The organism is Saccharomonospora sp. NPDC046836, from assembly GCF_040645195.1.
In the GTDB taxonomy this organism is placed as follows: domain Bacteria; phylum Actinomycetota; class Actinomycetes; order Mycobacteriales; family Pseudonocardiaceae; genus Prauserella_A.
Window position 1 is genome coordinate 49,497 of the sequence record NZ_JBEYXW010000008.1, and the last position, 20,669, is coordinate 70,165.

A 20,669-nucleotide genomic window follows, 5' to 3' on the forward strand; every position below is an offset into this window, starting at 1 on the left:
GCAGACTGTACGGCGATGGGCGGTAGTCAGTACATGTTGTCGATGGCGTCCCCGCGCGCGGCGCGATGAGACTCGGACGCATGACTGAATCGGAACTCCTTCGCCGGCACCGTGCGGTCCTGCCCGGCTGGCTGGCGCTGTACTACGCCGAGCCCATCGAGATCGTCCGCGCGCGGGGCAGGCAGGTCACCGATTCCACCGGCCGCACCTACCTCGACTTCTTCGCAGGCATCCTGACCAACGCCATCGGCTACGACATCGCCGAGATCTCCGCTGCGATCCGGCGCCAGCTCGACACGGGAGTGCTGCACACCTCCACCCTGTACCTGATCCGCAAGCAGGTCGAGCTCGCCGAGCAGATCGCCGAGCTGTCGGGTATCCCGGACGCCAGGGTGTTCTTCACCAACTCCGGCACCGAGGCCAACGAGACCGCTCTGCTGCTGGCAACGCAGTACCGGCGCAGCAACCAGATCCTCGCCCTGCGCAACTCCTACCACGGGCGGGCGTTCGGCACCGTCGGCATCACCGGCAACCGTGGCTGGTCGGCCAGTTCGCTGTCCCCGGTGAAGGTGAGCTACGTGCACGGCGGCTACCGCTACCGCAGCCCGTTCGCCGGCTACTCCGACGCCGACTACATCGCCGCCTGCGCCGACGATCTGCGTGACGTGCTGCAGACGACGACCTCCGGTGACGTGGCGGCGCTCATCGCCGAGCCCATCCAGGGCGTCGGCGGGTTCGCGACGCCGCCGGACGGGCTTTTCCGTGCTTTCGCCGACATTCTCGACGAGCACGGCATCCTGCTCATCTCCGACGAGGTCCAGACCGGCTGGGGGCGCACCGGCGAGCACTTCTGGGGCATCGACGCCCACGGTGTGCGGCCCGACATCATGACCTTCGCCAAGGGCATCGGCAACGGGCTGGCGATCGGCGGCGTGATCGCGCGCCGTGACGTGATGGACTGCCTGACGGCCAACTCCATCTCCACCTTCGGCGGCAACCCGGTCGCCACCGCGGGCGCGAAGGCCACGCTGGACTACCTGCTGGACCACGACCTGCAGGGCAACGCCGCCAAGCTCGGCGACCGGTTGCTCGCCGGACTGCGCGACATCGGCAGCAGGCACGCCATCGTCGGCGATGTGCGCGGCAAGGGCCTCATGGTCGGCGTCGAGCTCGTCCGGCCCGGCGGCACCGACCCCAACCCGCCTGCCGCGGCGGCCGTGCTCGAGGAGACGAAGGCGCGCGGGCTGCTCGTCGGCAAAGGTGGACTGCACAACAACGTCATCCGGCTCGCGCCGCCGATGACGTTGACCGACGACGAGGCCCGACAGGCACTGGAGATCCTCGGCGAGGCGATCAGCGCCGTCGCCGGGGCAGGTGAGGAGCGCTCGTGACCAACCGCATCAGCCACTGGATCGACGGCAAGTCGTGGACGGGGGTACCTGAGCGGACCGGGGAGGTGTTCGACCCTGCCACCGGCGAGGTTCGCGCGCGCGTGGACCTCGCCGGTGCCGGGGAGGTCCACGCGGCCGTCGAGGCGGCGGCCGCCGCGTTCCCCGGCTGGCGTGACACCTCGCTCGCCGCCCGCGCGCGGGTGCTGTTCACCGCCCGTCACTTGCTCGAGGCCCGCCGGGACGAGCTCGCCGCCATCGTGACCGCCGAGCACGGCAAGGTGCTCTCCGACGCGGCGGGGGAGGTCCAGCGCGGGCTGGAGAACGTGGAGTTCGCCTGCGGCGCGGCACAACTGCTCAAGGGCGGCTTCAGCGAGAACGCCTCGCGCGGGGTGGATGTCTACTCGATCGCCCAGCCCCTCGGCGTCGTCGGCGTCATCTCGCCGTTCAACTTCCCGGCAATGGTGCCGCTGTGGTTCGTGCCCAACGCCATCGCCTGCGGCAACACGGTGGTGCTCAAGCCGAGCGAGAAGGACCCGTCGGCTGCCAGCTTCCTCGCCGAGCTGTTCGCCGAGGCCGGGCTGCCCGAGGGCGTGTTCAACGTGCTGCACGGGGACAAGGTGGCGGTCGACGGATTGCTCGGGCACCCCGAGGTGAGGGCCGTCTCGTTCGTCGGTTCCACCCCCATCGCACGCTACGTCTACGAGACCGGCACCGCGGCCGGCAAGCGCGTGCAGGCACTGGGCGGCGCGAAGAACCACATGGTGGTGCTGCCCGACGCCGACCTCGACCTCGCAGCCGATGCGGCCGTGTCCGCGGGGTTCGGTTCGGCAGGCGAGCGGTGCATGGCGGTGTCCGTCGTCGTTGCGGTCGACCCGGTCGGTGACGAGCTGGTGAGCAAGATCAGCGAGCGGATGGCGAAGCTGTGTGTCGGCGACGGCCGCGAGCCCGGCTCGGAGATGGGCCCGCTCGTCACCGCGGCCCACCGTGAACGCGTGGCCTCCTATGTCGACGCGGGTGTGTCGGCCGGCGCGGAGTTGGTCGTGGACGGCCGGGAACCCGGGATCGCGGGTGGCGGCTTCTGGCTCGGCCCCACCCTGTTCGACCGCGTCGAGCCGGGTATGTCGATTTATACCGATGAAATCTTCGGTCCCGTGCTGTCGGTCGCCAGGGCGAGTAGCTACGACGCCGCGCTGGAACTGGTCAACAGCAACCCCTACGGCAACGGAACCGCGATCTTCACCAACGACGGCGGGGCCGCGCGGCGCTTCCAGAACGAGGTGGAGGTCGGCATGGTCGGGGTGAACGTGCCGATTCCGGTTCCGGTGTCCTACTACTCCTTCGGCGGGTGGAAGAACTCGCTCTTCGGTGACAGTCACGCCTACGGCCCGGAGGGTTTCCACTTCTTCACCAGGACCAAGGTCGTCACGTCGCGGTGGCTCGACCCTTCGCATGGCGGCGTCAACCTCGGCTTCCCCCGCAATTTCTGACACAGGTCTTGACAATTCCGCTACCGAGGATCTCGACGAACCGGACTTGTCGCGCGAATGGGGAAATACCTATCGCAGCCTTGTCTCATCGTTCCTGTCGATTCTCATTGAATGCGTGGACGGCAACGCAGACTGTTGCACCCTGAGTATCCGCCCTCATGGCGAACTGGGGCGACGGGGGCAACTTTCGCCGCGATATCTGATCCTTCGTTGCTTGTCACTCGTATGGACCTGTCGTCGCGCCGTGCAGGTTGCAAAGCTCTAGCCGCACGGAGATGTCCGCTGCTCCCGGGTGCGTCCTTGGAGTGCACCATCTCAAGTGCTGAATTAGGGGGCGAATTCAGCCTCGGGGACGTCATTCGAGGATATTGAGGCGTAACGAGCCGCCGCCGCTGCGTGCAGCAAGCGGCGCGTCGGTGCTGTCTGAAAAACAACATCGATCACACTTGCAGAGGGGGCCGTCATGGATATCAACAAAGCCGTGCTCCTTGTTGATATGGACGGTACGTTAATCGATAGCGATGAGGCCCAAAGACGAAGCTGGACCACCTGGGCGACGAGCCATCAATTAGATCCAGGACTTTTTCTCGAAGCTCAGGGGTGGACCGCGCGGGAAAAGATCACACATTTCGCGCCATGGCTCGACATAGAGATGGAAACACGGGCAATTGCCACAATGGAGGCTGGTGAAAAGGCTGGTATCGCTCCGCTGCCAGGCGCGTCCCGGTTGTGGAAATCCACTCGGAGATTTGCTGTGGTGACCTCCGCTGACCGGCGGCTGGCCCGAGTGAGGTTGCAGGTTGCCGGCCTGACAGTAGATCGGCCGGAGACCATCATCACGGCTGATGACGTGAGTCGTGGAAAGCCTGACCCAGAACCCTATCTGCTGGCGGCCCGCCGTGTGGGGGCCGATCCTGCACAGTGCATCGTCATCGAGGATTCGCCAGCGGGAATCGAGTCGGGGCTGGCTGCCGGAATGACGGTCGTTGGCCTGACAACGACCCTCAGTTCAGACAAAGTCGCCATGGCCAACCTCGTCATGGAGAACCTGGACCAATTTCTTCTTGCCGAGCTCGACACATTGCGAAAGGCGAAGTTATGAATGGGGATATTGCGGCCACCGTGCCTGCGCGGTTGGCGGCGCGGGCGGCAGAGCGACCGCATTCAGTCGCGCTGGAAGTGGTCGATACCGGGCAGTTGACAATGGAAGAGTGGGAACGTCGCTCCAGTAGTGCCGCACGTGGGCTACTCGCCAACGGGGTTCGTCCAGGAGATCGCATCGTGTTGTGGTGCGACAATCACGACCTGCTGGAATATGCGGTCTCGTATGTCGCTGTGCACAAGGCCGGGGCGGTGGCAGTGCCAGTACAAAGGAGAATGGGGGAGAAGCACCTGCATCGAGTGGTGGGATACACCGATGCTGTTGGAGTGATCTCGGAATCGCCGGTCTCTGGCGAATCAGTATGGACGCGGCAGCTGGGTGACCTGGAACTCAGTGATTCGCAGGCGCCCATGACGCCGCGACTGCAGGCACACGACGATGCCGAGATTCTGTTCACGTCGGGAACGACGGGGACCCCGAAAGGCGTTGTCGCATCTCACGAGAACCTCTTGTACCCCCACAGCGCACAGGCTGTCGAGCAGGAGCCGCACAGCGTTCTGCACGCACTGCCACCGGCTTCGCTGGCGGGGCAGGGGCTGCTGTTGCAGCCCCTGGACGGGGTACCCCATCGTGTCATCGCGCTGCCGGACTACGAGGACGGGCGTTTTGTGGAGGCGATCAACGTTCATCGGCCCACGCATCTGGTGCTGGTGCCTGCCTTCGCGTTGTCGTTGATTCACAGTAGAGCCGCCGGTTCTCTCGATGCCAGCTCGGTCAAGGTCGTCCGCACCATCAGTGCGCCCATCGCTCCGGCGGCATTGCAACGACTTGCCGAGCTGTTTCCGCATTCTGCGCTGTTCAACATGTACACCTCCACAGAGGCGTTTCCTGCTCGTGTGCGGATCAAGTTCGACCCGGCGCGTCCCGCCTCGGTCGGCCGGGCGGCAGGGCAGGCGGGTGAGATTCGTATCGTCGACAACGATGGATCCCCAGTGTCTTCCGGCATACCCGGCAACGTCGAGCTCCGGAGTCCTCATGCGCCGCAACGTCGTTATCTCAACGACGACGCCGCGAGCGCCACGGTGTTCCGTGCGGGCGGTTGGGTCCGGACCGGTGACATCGGCAAGCTCGATGAGCGCGGGTATCTCTTCCTGCTCGATCGCAATCAGGACCTGATCATCTCGGGCGGCCTCAATATTTCGACGATCGAGGTCGAAGCAGTCATGCATGGCTTCGAAGGCGTGCGTGAAGCAGCGGCCTACGGAATGCCACATCCGACTCTGGGCGAGTACGTGGCCGCCGCGGTCGTACCCGGCGACGGCTTCGATCGCGACCGCTTCAACGAATACCTCAGTGACCACCTCGGCGCTGCGAAAGCGCCCAAGCGTGTCGTCGTGGTCGACGCCTTGCCACGCAACGAGCTCGGCAAGGTGCTCAAGCGTCGGCTGCACGAGGTCTCCGTCCGGCAGAGTGAGGTGAAGCGACCTGAAGATGGCGTCCGTCGTGGCGACTTCCATGACCGTGTACGAGACATCTGGGCCGCCGAACTGGGTGAGTCGGATCTCGACTGGTCGGCGGATTTTCTGGAGCTGGGCGGAACGTCGCTCACAGCGATGGCGGTGGTGGCCCGGGTGCGCAACGAGCTGGGACGTCACGTCGGTCAGCGTGACCTGTTCGAGGCGACCAGCCTGGGCGAGTTCGCGGACCGCGCAGAAGCGGCGCCGGCCGCCAGGCCGGATCGTAAACGCATTCAACGCGTGCGCCGGGCTGGCTGAACACCATTCCGGGACCGCAGGAAGGACTCACTGAGAATGCAACGTTTTCCGGCGACGTCACGGCAGAGATGGTATTTCCGTGCACACCACGATGGACAGTCGACACTCAACGTTCCCGTCGCCATTCAGCTCGGCAGCTGCGACGAACATGCTGTGAGTGAAGCGATCCACGGGCTCGTCAGCCGTCACGATGCACTGAGAACCACGCTGACTCGTTCCGGTACCGGCGTGGTCCAGCAGGTCAGTACGACGGCAGAAGAGGTTTCGTTGGACGTCGCCGACGTCGGTGACATCAGCCCGGACGAGCTACAGAAGTTGGTTCTGGCCATCCTCGACGAGCCGTTTCACGTCCATGACGGATCCCTGTTCCGCTCCCGTCTGCTGCGGCTGGGTGCTTCTCGGAGTGTCCTCGTCCTGAGTGTTCATCATGCGATCTGCGACGGGTGGTCCGCGGGCATCATCTTCCGTGACTTCGCTGAGCTCTATCGGTCGGCCCGAGACACTCGCGGGCCAGTGCTTCCCAGGCTCGATCTGCAGCTCCCGGACTACGCCACCTGGGAATGGAAACTCGCCACCGAGGATCCGCCGTACTACTGGCCTCACCTGCTCTCCTCGCAGAATCCTCGCTTCCCGTTGGGTAGTCGCGAGGCTGCCGACACCGGCGCGGGCGTGTTTCAGTCTTTTCCCTTGCCGACTGTCTCCGTGCAGACGGGCGCGGAGCTCGGCCGACTGGCAGTCGAGTGCCGCACGACGCCGGCCCGGGTGGTTACGGCGGCCGTTGCTGCTTCCCTGGCTCCTGTCGTTGGTCCTCGCCTGACGGTTGGGGTCTTCGTCGGCAACCGTGACCAGCCCGAATTGCTCAATGTGGTCGGTGATCTGGCGGACCGGCTGCCTGTTGTCGTCGACACAGCCGGCAATCCCAGCTTCGGCGAACTCATCGGACGGGTCGACGACGGTATCGCAGCCGCACTCGACCACTATGCGCCAATGGCGGCGCTGGCTCCGCTGATCCGGGCGAACCCCGAGCGGCGGGCAGGCCCTCTGGTGGACGTGACAGTGAACTATCTGCCACACCGCACACAGCTGAACCGCGCACCGGATGGAACAGTCGCGGATTCCGTGACAGAGCTGGAACCCGAGCTCGAGCACCGCAGTTTCCGCGTTGATCAGTGGCGCGAAGGCTTCGGCATCGTCGACTACCAGCACCGCCCGCGACCCGACGGCACGATCGGCGGTTATCTGCTCGCCAACATCAACGTGCTGACCCCCGAGCAGGCGCACGCGCTGGGCTCGATGACGAACGAGACGCTCGTTCGCCTGGTTACCGAACCCGGGCGGCGGGTTGCCGATCTCGCGAGGCCCGCCTTTGATCGTTCGATGCTAGGAAAGAAGATTGACTATGAGTGAAGCCGGTTCGGGTTCGCCCGTGTGGTGTGTATCGGCATCGTATCTGCAGCAGCAGTTGTATTACTCGGTCGACACTCGTCTGTCCAACTACAACGTGCTGGTGACCTGGGAGCTGCTCGGCGACGTAGACGATGGTGCGCTTCGGCAGACCCTGCGTGAACTGGTGGGTCGACACGAGATCCTGCGAACGTGCTTCCTCGATTCTGCCGGCGAAGTACAGCAGCGGGTTGGTGACGACCGGGAACCGGCGCTGTGGAAAGTGGATCTGACGTCGATGCCGGATCCCGGGACCGAGGCCCGCAACGTGGTGCTGACCGACGTCGCGCGCCCCTTTGCGTTGCGGGAGCCGCCACTCTGGCGTGCCATCCTCGCCAGCGTCGACACACGGCGTCACATCCTCGCACTCGTGTTACACCACAGTCTGTGCGACGGCTGGTCCAGCATGGTGCTGGAACGTGACCTGACGAGCTTCTATCACGCGATCGTCGGTCGCAGAATACTGTCCCTGCCGGACATGCCCATCCAGTTCGGTGATTATGCGGCGTGGGAGGCCTCCTTCCGAGATCCTGTGCTGGAACGGGAATGGTGTGAGCGATTGAGTCCCGCGTCCCAGGGGTTCCTGTTGCCATCGGCGTTACGTGACCAGCCGCCCTTCGAGCTGATCAGTCACCCGATCCCGCCGGTATCCGAAGCGGTGTTGACCAGACTCACCGAGTTCGCCCGGCAGCACGATGCGACGCTGGCGTCGTTGCTGTACGCGGCGGCGATCCTGACGCTCTCGCCTGTGCTGGGAGATGACGTCGTGTTCGGGCTCGCGCATGCCAACCGGACTGATTCCGAGCTGCAGCCGGTGGTGGGGCCGGTGTTCGACTATCTCCCGATTCGCGTCGAGCTGGGAGGTTCGCCGTCATTGGTTGAGCTGATGCAGCGTATCCGTGTGGAGGAAACGGCGGCCCGGGCGCGGCGGATTCCGTTGAGGACGGTAGCGCACGCGGTTGCCGGTGGACAGCGTCCCGTGTTCGATCTCGTCCTCAACTTCATTCCCCCACGTCGAGGTGCATCACAATTGCGCAGATCAACCGATGTATCACCGCGTTTCGTGCCGTACGCTCTCTCCAACGATTGGGCGCGTGTTCGTGTTGATCGGGACTTCTACGGTGCTGGTGCCCTGAGCTTTGTGCTGCGCCAGGGTAGCGAAGGCGCGCTCGGCGGGCATCTCTACGGCCACGGGACCGCAATGGGATGGCAAGGGCTTGCGCAGCTCGGTCGCCACTTCGGTTCCACTCTGGAGCGACTCAGTGCGGAGCCCGGTTACCGGGTCACGACGGTGGATATCCAGGCCTGAGGGCCGTAGTGGCACACCGGTCGGTCAGCGCCAGAATGCAGCGAGGTGTTCGGCGTGCTGACGCCCGATCTGCCGCCCGGCTCGTGCGGCTGGTGCACGGGTCGCAGGTGACAGTGGGTTCGTACCGAAGCTGGTGACAGAGATCGGGTCCGCGTGTATTCGCAGGAGCCGTTCGGGTGTGAGGCGGTCGAGTTCTTTCACCCACCGGTCGAACGGCGTGGGAGCGTCGGGGGCCGTTGGTGCGATGACGACAACGCGGCTGCAGTCGGCGGCGAGGTGCACGTTCGCGTTGGAAGGGATCCCACCGTCTACATAGGCGCGGCCGTCGATGACGACCTGCGGCCAGACACAAGGCACCGCGCAGCTGGCTGCCACCGCATCGACAAGGTTGACACCGGATTCCGCGTCGAACGCGACCAGGTCGCCGGAACCTGCGTCCACGGCAGCCAGCCTGATCGGCCGGTCCGGCCACTGTGGAACGGGAAGTCGCGCGAGGATCGCGCGATGTCGTGCCGCTTCATCGACATCAGTGAACCGCTCGAGACCGGCGATCCGCCGCCGCAGGTCGCGCACCGACGATGCCCGCGCGGCGACCATCGCGAATCTGTCCATCAATGCGTCCCACGACAGTTCGATGTCGATCTCGTGGTGCTCGGGTTGCAGTTGTGCGGCATACAGTGCCGACAAAGGGACATCGCTGGTGATCTGGGCGGCGACCGCTGATCCCGCGGATGTCCCGACTATGACGTCGGCGTCCAAGAGCGCTGAGGCCGATCCTGGTGCGACATCAGCGATGCCACGCAGGACGCCGAGTTCCCAGGCGATGCCTGCGACCCCGCCACCGGCAAGCACCAATGCTCGTCTCATGGCTCGTTCCCTCCACCACGCCTGCAGACATGGATCACCCAAGCACATCGTCGCGATGTGCGGCACTGAGCCGAGTTCAGGTGATTACTGGAATCTCGATGTGCGAAGGATGCTCTGCGTCGTGGTGAACCCGTTGCCGGGCGACGTGACTGTGCACTGCGTCTTGGTCACCGGTGTTGAGATTGCGATCCCACCGCGGGAACGAGCTGCTGGTGATGTGTACGCGAAGCCGGTGGCCGCGTAGGAACACGTTACTGGTGGACCACAGATCGATCTCGTACCGATCGACGCCGCGGGAAACCGTTGTCACCCGGACAATCCCGTCGCACAGGTTGATGGAGCGCCCATCAGGATGCACATCGCACAACCGGGCGACCCAGTCGGTTGAGGGGGCGGAACTGCTGGCGTAGAGGACAACGCGCACCCGGCCGGTGACGTCGAGGTCGTGGCTGAGCCTCGGCGACGTGAACACCAGCACGTCGTCTCGCGCTTCCACCGCCGCCTGATCCATCGGCCCGGACGGGCTGCCCGGCCACAGAACCCCATGCCCGCCCACAGTCGGAACCGGGTGCGTGGGGTCGTACTGGAAACCGGTCACGTCCTCGCGCATCTGTGGGCGCTCCGGCGTGAGCGTTCCCCCCGCGTGGAGATACCAGCGCTGTGCGATGGCGCGCGCGGGTGGCCACTGCGCTTCGTCTCGCCATTCGTTGCGGCCCATGACGAAGATCCGCACGGGGGCATCCAGTTCTCCACCGGCCGGCTCTGTTGTGAGGTGCCGGCGGAACCAGGCCAGCTGGAGATCGTTCCAGTCGCCGTGCCGGTGGACGGGAAACCCGTTGCGCATTGCGCGCATGCCGAACGACTGCTGGCCCACCGGATCGCCGAACGCGTGATGCGTCCAGGGCCCCACGACCAGGTTCGCCTCGCGGCCCCTCGCCGCCATCGCGGTGTAGTTGTCGAGCGTTCCCTGCAGGAAGATGTCGTACCAGCCCGCCGTGTGCAGGCTGGGGATGGCGACCTCGTCGTACAGATCGGTTATCCGGCTCCACGCCGCGGCCTCGGCATTGTCGATGTCGCGGAGTCCGCCGAGCGCGGGCACGCCGTGCCGTCGCAGCACAGCGACATCACTGACCGGCAGCTCCCAGTAGCCCAGGTCGGGCAACCGGTCCCACTCGTGCGCGACCGCATCCAGCCGTCGCCGGTGCTCGGCGGGGTCACCCTCGGCCCGGTCGAGGCAGTCGACGCTGTTCTCCAAAGCCCAGCGCAAGGCGAGGCCGAGTTCGACCGCTCCGCCTCTGGCCAGGAGCCCCTCCAACGGCTCAGACCAGGTCAGTGCTGGTGATATGGCCGCGAGTCCAGGTGGGCGGTCGGCTGCCGCCTGCCATTGGATGTTGCCGCAGTAGCTTCCCGAGTACATTCCGACACGTCCGTTGGAGCCCGGCAGTGCCGCAGCCCATTCGGCAGTGTCGAAGCCGTCCTGCCGTTCATAGCGGAATGGTTGCCAGTCGCCGTCAGAAGTGAAGCGCCCCCGTACGTCCTGTGTCACCACGAGGAAACCCTGGCGAGCTGCCTGCACTGGGTCGAGCCCACACCACACGTCCATGACCTGCCGGTTCTTGTCATACGGTGTGCGCATCAACAATGTCGGCCACGGCCCGGAGCCGTGCGGACGGTAGATGTTGGCCCGAAGCGTCGTTCCGTCTCTCATGCGGGCCGGAACGTCGAACTCCACGGTGACGCTGCCGGTGCCGTGCGCGAGCGTGCTGCCGGGGATGGCGTAGTCGGAGCGGTACGTCGCCAGGCTCATGGTCGCAACCCACTGCCGGGGACCACAAGGCTCCGCCACGACGACCAGCCGGCAACGCGGGTGGTCATTTCGGGCCCCCCGCCTCCAGATAGGCCTGGGCGTTGGTCCTGTCGACGATCCCGGCTCGGGTATACGTGGTTTCGGGAACCTGCTCTCCCTGAATGACCCTGGCCATGTATTGCACCGCGGTCCGTCCCATGCCGTATGGATCCTGAGCAGCATCAGCGCTCACCGTGCCGTCCAGGATGTTGGGCACGTTGGTGAGCGAGCCGTCAGCCGTGAGCTGCACAACCTGACTGTTGTCCTTCAGCGCTTGGAGTGTGCCTTGCCCGATCTGGGTGTTGGCGGAGAAGATCGCGCCGAGATCCGGGTGCGCCGTCAGCATGTTGGCGACCCCGCGACGTGTGCTGTCGAGAGACAGATCCGTGGTGACCGTGGCGACGACCCGGTACCCGTTCGCTTCAACGGTTTGCGTGAATCCCTTGACCCGGTCGTCGTTTGACGTGTACTGGCCCGGCGGCAGTGTGACCACTCCGACGTTCTTGGTGGGAGAGGGATGACTGACCAGCCACTCCCCGGCGAGCGTGCCCAGCTGTTCGTGGTTGGCACCGACGAAACTCGACTGGCATTTCACGCCATCGGCCGGGCTGTCGATGACGATCACCTTGATGTTCTTGTCACAGGCCTGGTTGAGCACCGGCGTCTGCGCCGCGGGGCCGCTCGGGAAGACGATCAACCCTGCCGGCTGCAACTGGCTACTCGTCTGAATCAAGTTGTTGAAGGCGACGTTGTCGCCATAGTTCACGCCGGTTTTGATGTCGACCCGGTAACCGGACGGTAGTTCGCTGGCGCCGGCGTTCACGCCATCGCACAGTCTGGTCGCATAATCATTGAGTTCACAGGGAAAAGACAAGGCGAAGACAATGAGCCTCGGATCGTCCGGACCGGCACCGCCCTGCGAGCCGCAGCCTGCGAGCAATGAACTCGTGACGACCGCCGCGGCCCCCAGGTGCGCCGCCAGTATTGATCGCCTTCGCCTGGTGGGACCAAAGAATCTGATGGACATGGTTATCTCCCGCTATTCCTGGCCTGTCTTTCCGTTGATGAGGGGGAGGCTGCCTCCGACGATCAACGAGACCATGGTCTCGTGATTCTCGGCGGTTGCCGCGACCTCGCCGACCATCTTTCCCTGTCGTAGAATTACGGCGCGGTCGGCGACCGCGATGACTTCTTCGAGATTGTGGCTGATCAGGATAACCGCAATTCCTGCCTCGGGAAGCTGGCGAACGAGACGGAGTACGTTTGTCCGCTCCCGGATGCCCAGTGCTGCGGTCGGCTCGTCGAGTACCACGATTCGTCGTGCGAACGCAATTCCTTTCGAGACGGCGATAGCCTGTCGTTGTCCTCCGGAAAGCAGGCCGACGGGGGTCTTGAGATTGGGAATCTTCACTTCAAGCCGGTGCAGGGTCCGGCGAGCTTCATCAAGCATTGTCCGGCGTTTGACGAGCCCGAAACCCCTGGGAAATCGTGGCCAGCACGGTTCTCGGCCCGCGAACAGGTTCTCCGCGACGGACATGTTGTCGAACAAGGCGAGGTCCTGATACACGACACCGATACCGCTGTCCTGACCGGCAACCGGGGATCCCTCCAGGTAGATACTGCCCTGGTCGGGGCGGTGAATACCCGAGATGCATTTGACGAGGGTTGATTTTCCCGCGCCGTTGTCACCGAGAAGCGCGACCACTTCGCGTTCCTGCACCGCGAAGCTCACCGTGTCGAGCGCGGCGTGGTTGCCGAAACGTTTGGTCACTCCAGCGACCTCCAGCACGGCGTTCGCTGTCATACCGCACCCCCTGCCTGGATCTGGGCCTGCCGGATACGCAGCTTTCCCTCCACCGAGGTGCGGAGCGTGTCCAAGCCGACCGCGGCGACCAGAACGGCACCTATCGCGAACGGCGTCCAGTTCGGTGACACCGACAACAATGTCAATCCATTGGTAATCGAGCCGAGGATGACCGCGCCGACGACCGTGTACCACACGCTCCCGCGTCCACCGGTCAGGCTTGCGCCGCCGATCACCACGGCGGCGATCGCCTGCAGGATCGACGTTCCGTTGTCGACGGTCCCGGAGTTGTTCAGGCCGGCCACCAGAATTCCCGTGACCGCGGCGAAAACGCTGGCGATGATGTACACGCTGAACAGCACTTTCCGCGTCGGAATGCCGACCTTGCTCGCGGCGTCGCGGTTGCCGCCGATCGCGACGATCCAGCGACCCCAGGCGACCCGGTTCAGCAGGAGCCACAACAGGCCCCCGCAGGCGATGACGAGCAGCACGGGGCCCGGAATGCCGAAAAGGCTTTCGTTGGCCAGTGCGATGACGTGATTCGGTACACCTGGAACCTGCGTTCCACCCGACACCACGTAGGACAGGCTCTGAATGACGTAGAGCATGCCGAGGGTCACGATGAAGGCGTTACCGATACGCAGGCTGACGATGCACAGCGCGTTGACGATGCCGATCGCGAGTCCTATGAGGAGCAACAGCGGGATGACGAACCACCCGAGCGACGGGTAGTCACGGAAGATCACCGCGCCGACGATCGTGCACAGCCCCACCGTGGAACCGAGCGAAAGGTCCAGCGAGCCGACCATCACCACGACCAGTGCGCCGAGTGCGAGCAACGCGACCGAACTCGACTGCACCAGGATGTTGGTGACGTTCGAGGTGCTCAAGAAGTAGGGACTCAGTAACGAGAACACGAGCCAGATACAGAGCAGCACCAGCAGCGGACCAGCAGCGATCAAGCGCAGTGCGACCGTCAGTGCCATGCTCCGCCGCTGCGAAGCCTGCGTCGTACCGTCTGGTTCGGGGTGTCCGGATACCAGCGTGCTCCCTAACGCGGGCTTTTTGAGTTCCACCACTGTCCAGTCCTTTCTGCCATGCGACGTTGGGGGCAGAAGTCGCTGCCGGCCGGCGTGAATAGGCACCCTGCAACACGTTTCGGCAGAAACTGCTCACAGAAACGGCGGCGAGCACGAGGCCAGGAGATCCGGCTCGGTAGACATCGCGTGGCTGCCGGGCCCATTTGCTCGGCAGGTGCGGCCGCCACGTGTCGGCTCGGCGAATCGCGCCGGGAGCGCCTCGCCTGGGGACTGAGGCAGGACTGCGTAAAGGTCGACGCAACAGCATCAGAGTTTCCGATCTGGTCGCAGCCGGCTACGTCCGCACTAGCTCCGTCCGGCACTCTCGGACAACGATGTCTCACCTATTAAAACCGCGGTTGCAAGAACGTGTCAATAGGATGCCGTTGAGGTGTCTTCAGTGTGATAGTGCCTGTTCAGCGCGTTATGTACACTGGCGTGCCCGAGAGGTCGTCAGGTCGGCGAAGGTGAGTCATCGTTGTCTGACAACAGGCGTGCGACCATGCGTGACGTGGCGCGACTCGCGGGAGTCAGCATCAAAACCGTCTCCCGTGTGGTGAATGGCGTGCCCACGGTGAATCCCGAGATCGCCGGACGAGTGCGCCGCGCCGCCCGGCAGCTCAGCTACCACCCGAACCTCACCGCCAGCACCCTGCGGCGTCGCGACGGTCGCTCCACGACGATCGGTCTGCTCGTCGATGACGTCGCAAACCCCTTCTCCGCCAGTCTTTACCGGGCGGTGGAGGACGTCGCCAACACCCACGAGGTGAGCGTCGCGGCCGGAAGCCTCCATGAGGACGCCGAGCGGGAGCGCCGCCTGGTCACCAACTTCATCGGCAGACAGGTCGATGGGCTCATCATCATGTCGCCTGCGCACGACCACAGCTACCTTCGGGACTACCAGCAGGCAGGCACGCCGATCGTGTTCGTCGACCGCCCACCGGTTTTCCTTGCGGCCGACAGCGTCCTGTCCGACAACAGGCGCGGCGCCGAACGCGCCACCGAATACCTCGTCGGCGTGGGCCACCGCCGTATCGCGTATCTGGGACACAAGACCAACAGGGTCACCGCGACGGAGCGCTTTCGGGGCTACCTCGACGCTCTCGCTCGTGGTGGCCTGCCCGAGGATCCGGATCTCATCCGGCATGATCTGAGCTCGCTCGAACTCGTGGAGGGCGCCATCGCGAGCATGCTCGCGCTGCCCGATCCGCCGACAGCTCTTTTCGCGAGCCAGAACCTCGTCACCATCCGCGTTGTTCGTGCTTTGCGTGGCAGGGGGAAGCAACACGACATCGCTGTGGTCGGTTTCGACGACTTCCTACTCGCGGAACTCCTCGAGCCGTCCGTGACAGTGATCGCTCAGGACCCGGCGGCAATGGGAACGATCGCGGCCGAGGTGCTCTTCCGGCGTATCGAAGGAGACGACGCACCCCCGGCGCAACGCACGCTCACCGCTGAGCTCATCGTCCGCGAATCGGGCCTGATCAAGGCTGCCGCGGCGCGCTGACCTGTTCCGCCTGGCAACACGTCGGCCCCCGGAAACATCAGACACCGTAAACTCGTTGTCAAAGGCGGCGAGAGGAGGCGCTGGTGGCAAGCGCGGATGAGCGGCGCTTCGAGGTGCTGCGCGCCATCGTCGCCGACTACGTGTCGAACCAGGAACCGGTCGGGTCCAAGGCACTGGTCGACCGGCACAACCTGGGTGTGTCGAGTGCGACCGTACGCAACGACATGGCGGCGCTGGAGGAGGACGGCTACATCACGCAGCCGCACACCAGCGCGGGGCGCATTCCCACCGACAAGGGATACCGGCTGTTCGTCGACCGGTTGTCCGAGGTCAGGCCACTGTCGGCGGCGGAACGCAGGGCCATTCGCAACTTCCTCGAAGGCGCGATCGACCTCGACGACGTGCTGCGCCGGTCGGTCCGGTTACTGGCGCAGCTCACCCGTCAGGTCGCGATCGTGCAGTACCCGACGCTGACCACCGCGACGGTCCGGCACGTCGAGGTCGTGCCACTGACGCCGGCGCGGCTGATGCTGGTCCTGATCACCAACACCGGCAGGGTCGACCAGCGTGCGGTCGACCTCGGCGACGTGACCAGCGAGGAGGGTGTCGCCCGGTTGCGCGACATGCTCAACGGTGCGCTCGCCGGGCACCGGCTGCCCGAGGCCGCCGCGAGGGTCTCCGAGCTGCCAGGGGAATGCCCCGCCGAGCTGCGCGACATGATGACGCGGGTCTGTACCGTTCTGGTCGAGTCGCTGGTCGAGCATCCCGAGGAGCGGCTCGTCCTCGGCGGCACGGCGAACCTCACCCGCAACGTCGCCGACTTCCCAGGCTCGCTCCGCCAGGTGCTGGAGGCGCTGGAAGAGCAGGTGGTCGTGCTCAAGCTGCTCGCCGCGGCACGCAACCCCGGTGCCGTCACCGTGCTCATCGGTGAGGAGAATGAAGACGAGCAGATGCGGAGTACCTCCATCGTTTCGATCGGGTACGGCTCCGACGAGCTGCTGCTCGGGGGTATGGGTGTGGTCGGTCCGACACGGATGGACTACGCCGGCACGATCGCCGCGGTCCGCGCGGTGGCGAACTACGTGGGCCAGATCCTGTCCGGCAAGTAGCCGGCAGGACGACACAGGAGGACGTCAAGACGGTGGCCAGGGACTACTACGGCATCCTGGGCGTAGCGAAGAACGCGTCCGATCAGGAGATCAAGCGCGCGTACCGCAAGCTCGCGCGCGAGCTGCACCCTGATGTCAACCCGTCCGAGGACGCGCAGCACAAGTTCGGCGAGGTCACCACCGCCTACGAGGTCCTCTCCGACCCGCAGAAGCGCAAGATCGTCGACCTCGGTGGCGACCCCATGGACAACGGGGCAGGCCGGGGCGGCGGCGATCCGTTCGCGGGATTCGGCGGGCTCGGCGACATCATGGACGCCTTCTTCGGTGCCGCCGCCGGTGGCGGGCGTGGACGGGGCCCGCGCAGCCGCGTGCAGCCGGGATCCGACGCGTTGCTCCGGCTCAGCCTCACCCTCGAAGAGTGCGCGACCGGTGTCCACAAGGAGATCGCCGTCGACACGGCCATCCTCTGCGACCGGTGCCGCGGCGCGGGTACCGCCGAGGGCGGCAGCGTCAAGACCTGTGACACGTGCGGTGGCCAGGGCGAGATCCAGTCGGTCCAGCGCTCGTTCCTCGGGCAGGTCGTCACGGCGCGGCCATGCCCGGTGTGCCGCGGTTTCGGCGAGGTCATCACCGACCCCTGCCAGCAGTGTGGCGGCGACGGGCGGGTGCGTGCGCGCCGCACCGTCACCGCGAAGATCCCGCCGGGCGTAGGCGACGGGATGCGGATCCGGCTTTCCGGGCAGGGCGAGGTCGGTCCCGGTGGCGGTCCCGCCGGTGACCTCTACGTCGAGGTGGACGAGGAGCCGCACGAGGTGTTCGCCCGGGAGGGCAACGACCTGCACTGCCAGTTGCGCATCCCGATGACCAGCGCCGCACTCGGCGCCGTCGTGCCGCTCGAGACACTGATCGACGGCGTGCATGATCTCGACATCGAAGCCGGTACCCAGCCCAACACCCAGCTGGTCCTGCCCGGCAAGGGCATGCCGCGGCTGCGGTCCTCCGGCCGGGTCGACGGCCGCGGCGATCTGTACGTCCACATCGAGGTCGTGGTGCCGACCAAGCTGGACGACGAGCAGTCCGCGCTGCTGCGCGACCTCGCCCAGCTGCGCGGTGAGGAAGCCCCCGCACTCGCCGGCAACGGCCACAAGCACGGTGGGCTGTTCGCGAAGCTGCGTGCCAAGACCCGGTGACCGACACGACACCTCCCGTCTTCCTGGTCGAGGCGCTGCCCGCCGACGTCCACGCCGTCCTCGACGGTGACGAGGCCCGCCACGCCGTCACAGTGCGGCGTATGCGGGCCGGGGAGCGGGTGACGATCTCCGATGGTCGTGGCGGCCTCGCCGACTGCGTGGTCGAGGCCATCCAGCCAGGTCGTGAACCGCGGCTGGACCTCGTCGTGCGGGAACGGCGTGCGGATCCGGAGCCCGCGCTGCGCGTGACGATCGTGCAGGCGCTCGCGAAGGGCGACCGTGGTGAGCTCGCGGTGGAACTGGCCACCGAGGCGGGCGCCGACGCCGTGCTGCCGTGGCGGGCGGCCCGGAGCATCGCGCGCTGGGACGCCGGTCCACGCGGGGCCAAGGCACTCGAACGCTGGCGCGGCACCGCACGCTCCGCGGCCAAGCAGGCACGGCGCGGCCGGGTGCCCGACGTCGGCGACCCTGTCGACACCCGGCAGCTCGCGGCTCTGCTCGCGGCGGCCGACTGCGCCGTGGTGCTCGACGCGGACGCGGCCCGCCCGATCACCGGAATCTCACTGCCCGCACGGGGTGAGCTCTTCCTCGTCGTCGGCCCGGAGGGCGGCATCACCGCCGAGGAGCTGGCCGCGTTCACCGAAGCGGGCGCCGTGGGAGTCCGGCTTGGACACACCGTGTTGCGCACCTCGACCGCAGGCGCGGTCGCTCTCGGTGCGCTCGGTGCCCTGACTGCACGCTGGGAGTAGGCCGATCGGCTGCCCCGGCCACCCCGTCAGTGCGCCAATCCCAGCCAATCATGGCGCGACGCCACCTTTTCCCACTACTCTTGTCGGCGATCGGGCACACGTTGTGTGCCGCAGACGCCGCCGGACACCTCCCCCCTCGGTCCGGCGGAGCCGCGGCGGCGAATGGAGCGACCCCCAGGCTTCATCGCCTCCGCGGCGCATAGTCGAGGACCTTCGGTCCTCTCCCGCCGGGCGATTCCGCAGTGTCTTCTGGGGGGATACCCCCCAGGCCCCCCGGATCGCCTCCGCGGCGCATAGTCGTGGACCTTCGGTCCTCTCCCGCCGGGCGATTTCGCAGTGTCTTCTGGGGCCCCCGGATCGCCGTCCGCGGCGCACAGTCGCGGCGTTGCCGTTTTCCCTCCTGGGCGATTTCTCTGCCCCCAAGGGCCCCTTGGTTGCGTTCAGCGCAACCAAGGTGGCCTTGGGGGACTCGGCCGGCTAGCCGTTAGGGTGCGGAGCATGAGCGACGCCGACACGCTGTTCGAGCGGATCATCGCCAGGGAGCTCCCGGCCGACATCGTCCACGAGACCGACACGACGCTGGCCTTCCGCGACATCCACCCGCAGGCCGCAACGCACGTGCTCGTGGTGCCCAAGAAGCGTTACCGCAACGTCGCCGAGCTCGCCGCCGCCGACCCGCAGCTGCTCGCCGACGTCATCGCCACCGCCTCCAAGGTCGCCGAACTGGAGGGGCTGGACGGCAACGGTTACCGGATCGTCTTCAACACCGACTCCCATGCAGGTCAGACGGTGTTCCACGTACACGCCCACGTGCTCGGCGGGGAACAGCTCGGTCACTTCGGTCGTTAGACGAGCGGGGCCGGTAATGTATGCGCCCCGATGCACCGATGCGGTTAACATCAAGACGTAGCCACCCGCGACGAGTAGCACGTACGTGCAGAAAGCAGGCCAGAGCCCACGTGGCCGGAACCGTTCCGCAGCAACCCGCAGCAGCCGCTTCGCAACCAGTGCAGCAGGCACAGTCAAAGTTCCCGATTCCCGATGCCGCCGCGCTCGTGCTGCTCGGCTCTCGTGATGAGAACCTCCGCGCCGCGGAAGACCTTCTGGACGCAGATGTGCACGTACGGGGCAATGAGGTCACACTCACCGGCGCTCCCGGTGATGTCGCCTTCGCCGAGCGGGTGTTCGCCGAGCTGGTGACGCTCGCGACCCGTGGCCAGCAGGTCGGGCCCGACACCGTACGTCGTACGGTCGCGATGCTGTCCACCGGGACGTCCGAGTCGCCTGCCGACGTCCTGAGCATGGACATCCTGTCCCGTCGCGGGCGCACCATCCGGCCCAAGACGCTCAACCAGAAGCGCTATGTCGACGCCATCGACAAGCACACCATCGTGTTCGGCGTCGGCCCCGCTGGCACCGGTAAGACCTACCTCGCAATGGCCAAGGCCGTCCAAGCGCTGCAGGGCAAGCAGGTCAACCGGATCATCCTCACCCGGCCCGCCGTCGAGGCGGGGGAGCGGCTCGGCTTCCTGCCCGGCACGCTGTACGAGAAGATCGACCCGTATCTGCGCCCGCTGTACGACGCGCTGCACGACATGGTCGACCCCGATTCGATCCCGCGGCTCATGCAGGCAGGCACGATCGAGATCGCGCCACTGGCCTACATGCGTGGACGGACGCTCAACGACGCGTTCATCATCCTCGACGAAGCGCAGAACACCACGCCGGAACAGATGAAGATGTTCCTGACCCGCCTCGGGTTCGGCTCGAAGGTCGTCGTGACCGGCGACATCACCCAGGTCGACCTGCCCAGCGGGCAGCGCAGCGGCCTGCGGATCGTCCGGGACATCCTGGAGGGCGTCGACGACCTGCACTTCGCCAACCTGACCAGCCACGACGTCGTCCGGCACAGGTTGGTCGGCGACATCGTGGACGCGTACGAGAAGTGGCAGGCCACGCAGGACGCCGCCGGCAACGGAAAGGCAGTCGGCGGCCGATGAGCGAGGTGGAC

At 65.9% G+C, this 20,669-nt stretch carries 17 protein-coding genes; 12 read left to right on the forward strand and 5 right to left on the reverse strand.

Features of this window, described 5'->3' with window-relative positions:
- Positions 1-80: 80 nt before the first annotated feature.
- From ABZ863_RS12440 to ABZ863_RS12465, 6 genes are all read left to right on the forward strand, one after another.
- On the forward strand, positions 81-1,391 hold the full coding sequence (locus ABZ863_RS12440) for an aspartate aminotransferase family protein (RefSeq protein WP_358534484.1): 1,311 nt from the start codon (positions 81-83) through the stop codon (positions 1,389-1,391).
- Positions 1,388-2,878: a CoA-acylating methylmalonate-semialdehyde dehydrogenase gene (locus ABZ863_RS12445; protein WP_358534486.1), complete on the forward strand. Its 1,491-nt coding sequence runs from the start codon at positions 1,388-1,390 to the stop codon at positions 2,876-2,878. The genes ABZ863_RS12440 and ABZ863_RS12445 overlap by 4 nt, the downstream gene beginning before the upstream one ends.
- 463 nt (positions 2,879-3,341) lie before the next feature.
- Positions 3,342-3,980: an HAD-IA family hydrolase gene (locus ABZ863_RS12450; protein WP_358534488.1), complete on the forward strand. Its 639-nt coding sequence runs from the start codon at positions 3,342-3,344 to the stop codon at positions 3,978-3,980.
- Entirely contained in the window at positions 3,977-5,755 is a 1,779-nt protein-coding gene (locus ABZ863_RS12455; RefSeq protein ID WP_358534490.1) for an AMP-binding protein, read from the forward strand. The genes ABZ863_RS12450 and ABZ863_RS12455 overlap by 4 nt, the downstream gene beginning before the upstream one ends.
- Before the next feature lie 36 nt (positions 5,756-5,791).
- Positions 5,792-7,162 carry a condensation domain-containing protein gene (locus tag ABZ863_RS12460; protein WP_358534492.1) on the forward strand — a complete coding sequence of 457 codons (1,371 nt, stop codon included), beginning with the start codon at positions 5,792-5,794 and terminating at the stop codon, positions 7,160-7,162.
- Positions 7,155-8,507, forward strand: coding sequence for a condensation domain-containing protein (locus tag ABZ863_RS12465; RefSeq protein WP_358534494.1), 1,353 nt, complete (start codon positions 7,155-7,157; stop codon positions 8,505-8,507). Before ABZ863_RS12460 ends, ABZ863_RS12465 begins: the two co-directional genes overlap by 8 nt.
- A 24-nt stretch (positions 8,508-8,531) precedes the next feature.
- Here ABZ863_RS12465 and ABZ863_RS12470 read toward each other — a convergent pair whose 3' ends face one another.
- The 5 genes from ABZ863_RS12470 to ABZ863_RS12490 all read right to left on the reverse strand — a co-directional run bounded on the left by ABZ863_RS12470 (position 8,532) and on the right by ABZ863_RS12490 (position 14,103).
- Complete coding sequence (locus ABZ863_RS12470) at positions 8,532-9,374, reverse strand: patatin-like phospholipase family protein (RefSeq protein WP_358534500.1); 843 nt, start codon at positions 9,372-9,374, stop codon at positions 8,532-8,534.
- A 76-nt stretch (positions 9,375-9,450) separates the two neighbouring features.
- Positions 9,451-11,181: a CocE/NonD family hydrolase gene (locus tag ABZ863_RS12475; protein ID WP_358534502.1), complete on the reverse strand. Its 1,731-nt coding sequence runs from the start codon at positions 11,179-11,181 to the stop codon at positions 9,451-9,453.
- A gap of 64 nt (positions 11,182-11,245) precedes the next feature.
- Complete coding sequence (locus ABZ863_RS12480) at positions 11,246-12,247, reverse strand: sugar ABC transporter substrate-binding protein (RefSeq protein ID WP_358534504.1); 1,002 nt, start codon at positions 12,245-12,247, stop codon at positions 11,246-11,248.
- Between the two features lie 12 nt (positions 12,248-12,259).
- Positions 12,260-13,024 (reverse strand): ATP-binding cassette domain-containing protein, encoded by a 765-nt coding sequence (locus ABZ863_RS12485; RefSeq protein WP_358534506.1) that lies wholly within the window; start codon positions 13,022-13,024, stop codon positions 12,260-12,262.
- Positions 13,021-14,103 carry an ABC transporter permease gene (locus ABZ863_RS12490; RefSeq protein ID WP_358534508.1) on the reverse strand — a complete coding sequence of 361 codons (1,083 nt, stop codon included), beginning with the start codon at positions 14,101-14,103 and terminating at the stop codon, positions 13,021-13,023. Before ABZ863_RS12490 ends, ABZ863_RS12485 begins: the two co-directional genes overlap by 4 nt.
- A gap of 478 nt (positions 14,104-14,581) precedes the next feature.
- On the opposite strand from ABZ863_RS12490, the gene ABZ863_RS12495 reads away from it, so the two are divergent.
- From ABZ863_RS12495 to ABZ863_RS12520, 6 genes are all read left to right on the forward strand, one after another.
- A complete protein-coding gene (locus ABZ863_RS12495; protein ID WP_358534510.1) occupies positions 14,582-15,610 on the forward strand; it encodes a LacI family DNA-binding transcriptional regulator in 1,029 nt (342 codons plus the stop codon).
- A gap of 83 nt (positions 15,611-15,693) precedes the next feature.
- On the forward strand, positions 15,694-16,719 hold the full coding sequence (gene hrcA / locus ABZ863_RS12500) for a heat-inducible transcriptional repressor HrcA (protein WP_358534512.1): 1,026 nt from the start codon (positions 15,694-15,696) through the stop codon (positions 16,717-16,719).
- 32 nt (positions 16,720-16,751) lie between these two features.
- Positions 16,752-17,909: a molecular chaperone DnaJ gene (gene dnaJ / locus ABZ863_RS12505; protein ID WP_358534514.1), complete on the forward strand. Its 1,158-nt coding sequence runs from the start codon at positions 16,752-16,754 to the stop codon at positions 17,907-17,909.
- Positions 17,906-18,658 (forward strand): 16S rRNA (uracil(1498)-N(3))-methyltransferase, encoded by a 753-nt coding sequence (locus ABZ863_RS12510; RefSeq protein ID WP_358534516.1) that lies wholly within the window; start codon positions 17,906-17,908, stop codon positions 18,656-18,658. The genes dnaJ and ABZ863_RS12510 overlap by 4 nt, the downstream gene beginning before the upstream one ends.
- A gap of 498 nt (positions 18,659-19,156) precedes the next feature.
- Positions 19,157-19,507 (forward strand): histidine triad nucleotide-binding protein, encoded by a 351-nt coding sequence (locus ABZ863_RS12515; protein ID WP_358534518.1) that lies wholly within the window; start codon positions 19,157-19,159, stop codon positions 19,505-19,507.
- 110 nt (positions 19,508-19,617) lie between these two features.
- Positions 19,618-20,658 (forward strand): PhoH family protein, encoded by a 1,041-nt coding sequence (locus ABZ863_RS12520; RefSeq protein ID WP_358534520.1) that lies wholly within the window; start codon positions 19,618-19,620, stop codon positions 20,656-20,658.
- The last annotated feature ends 11 nt before the right edge of the window (positions 20,659-20,669 follow it).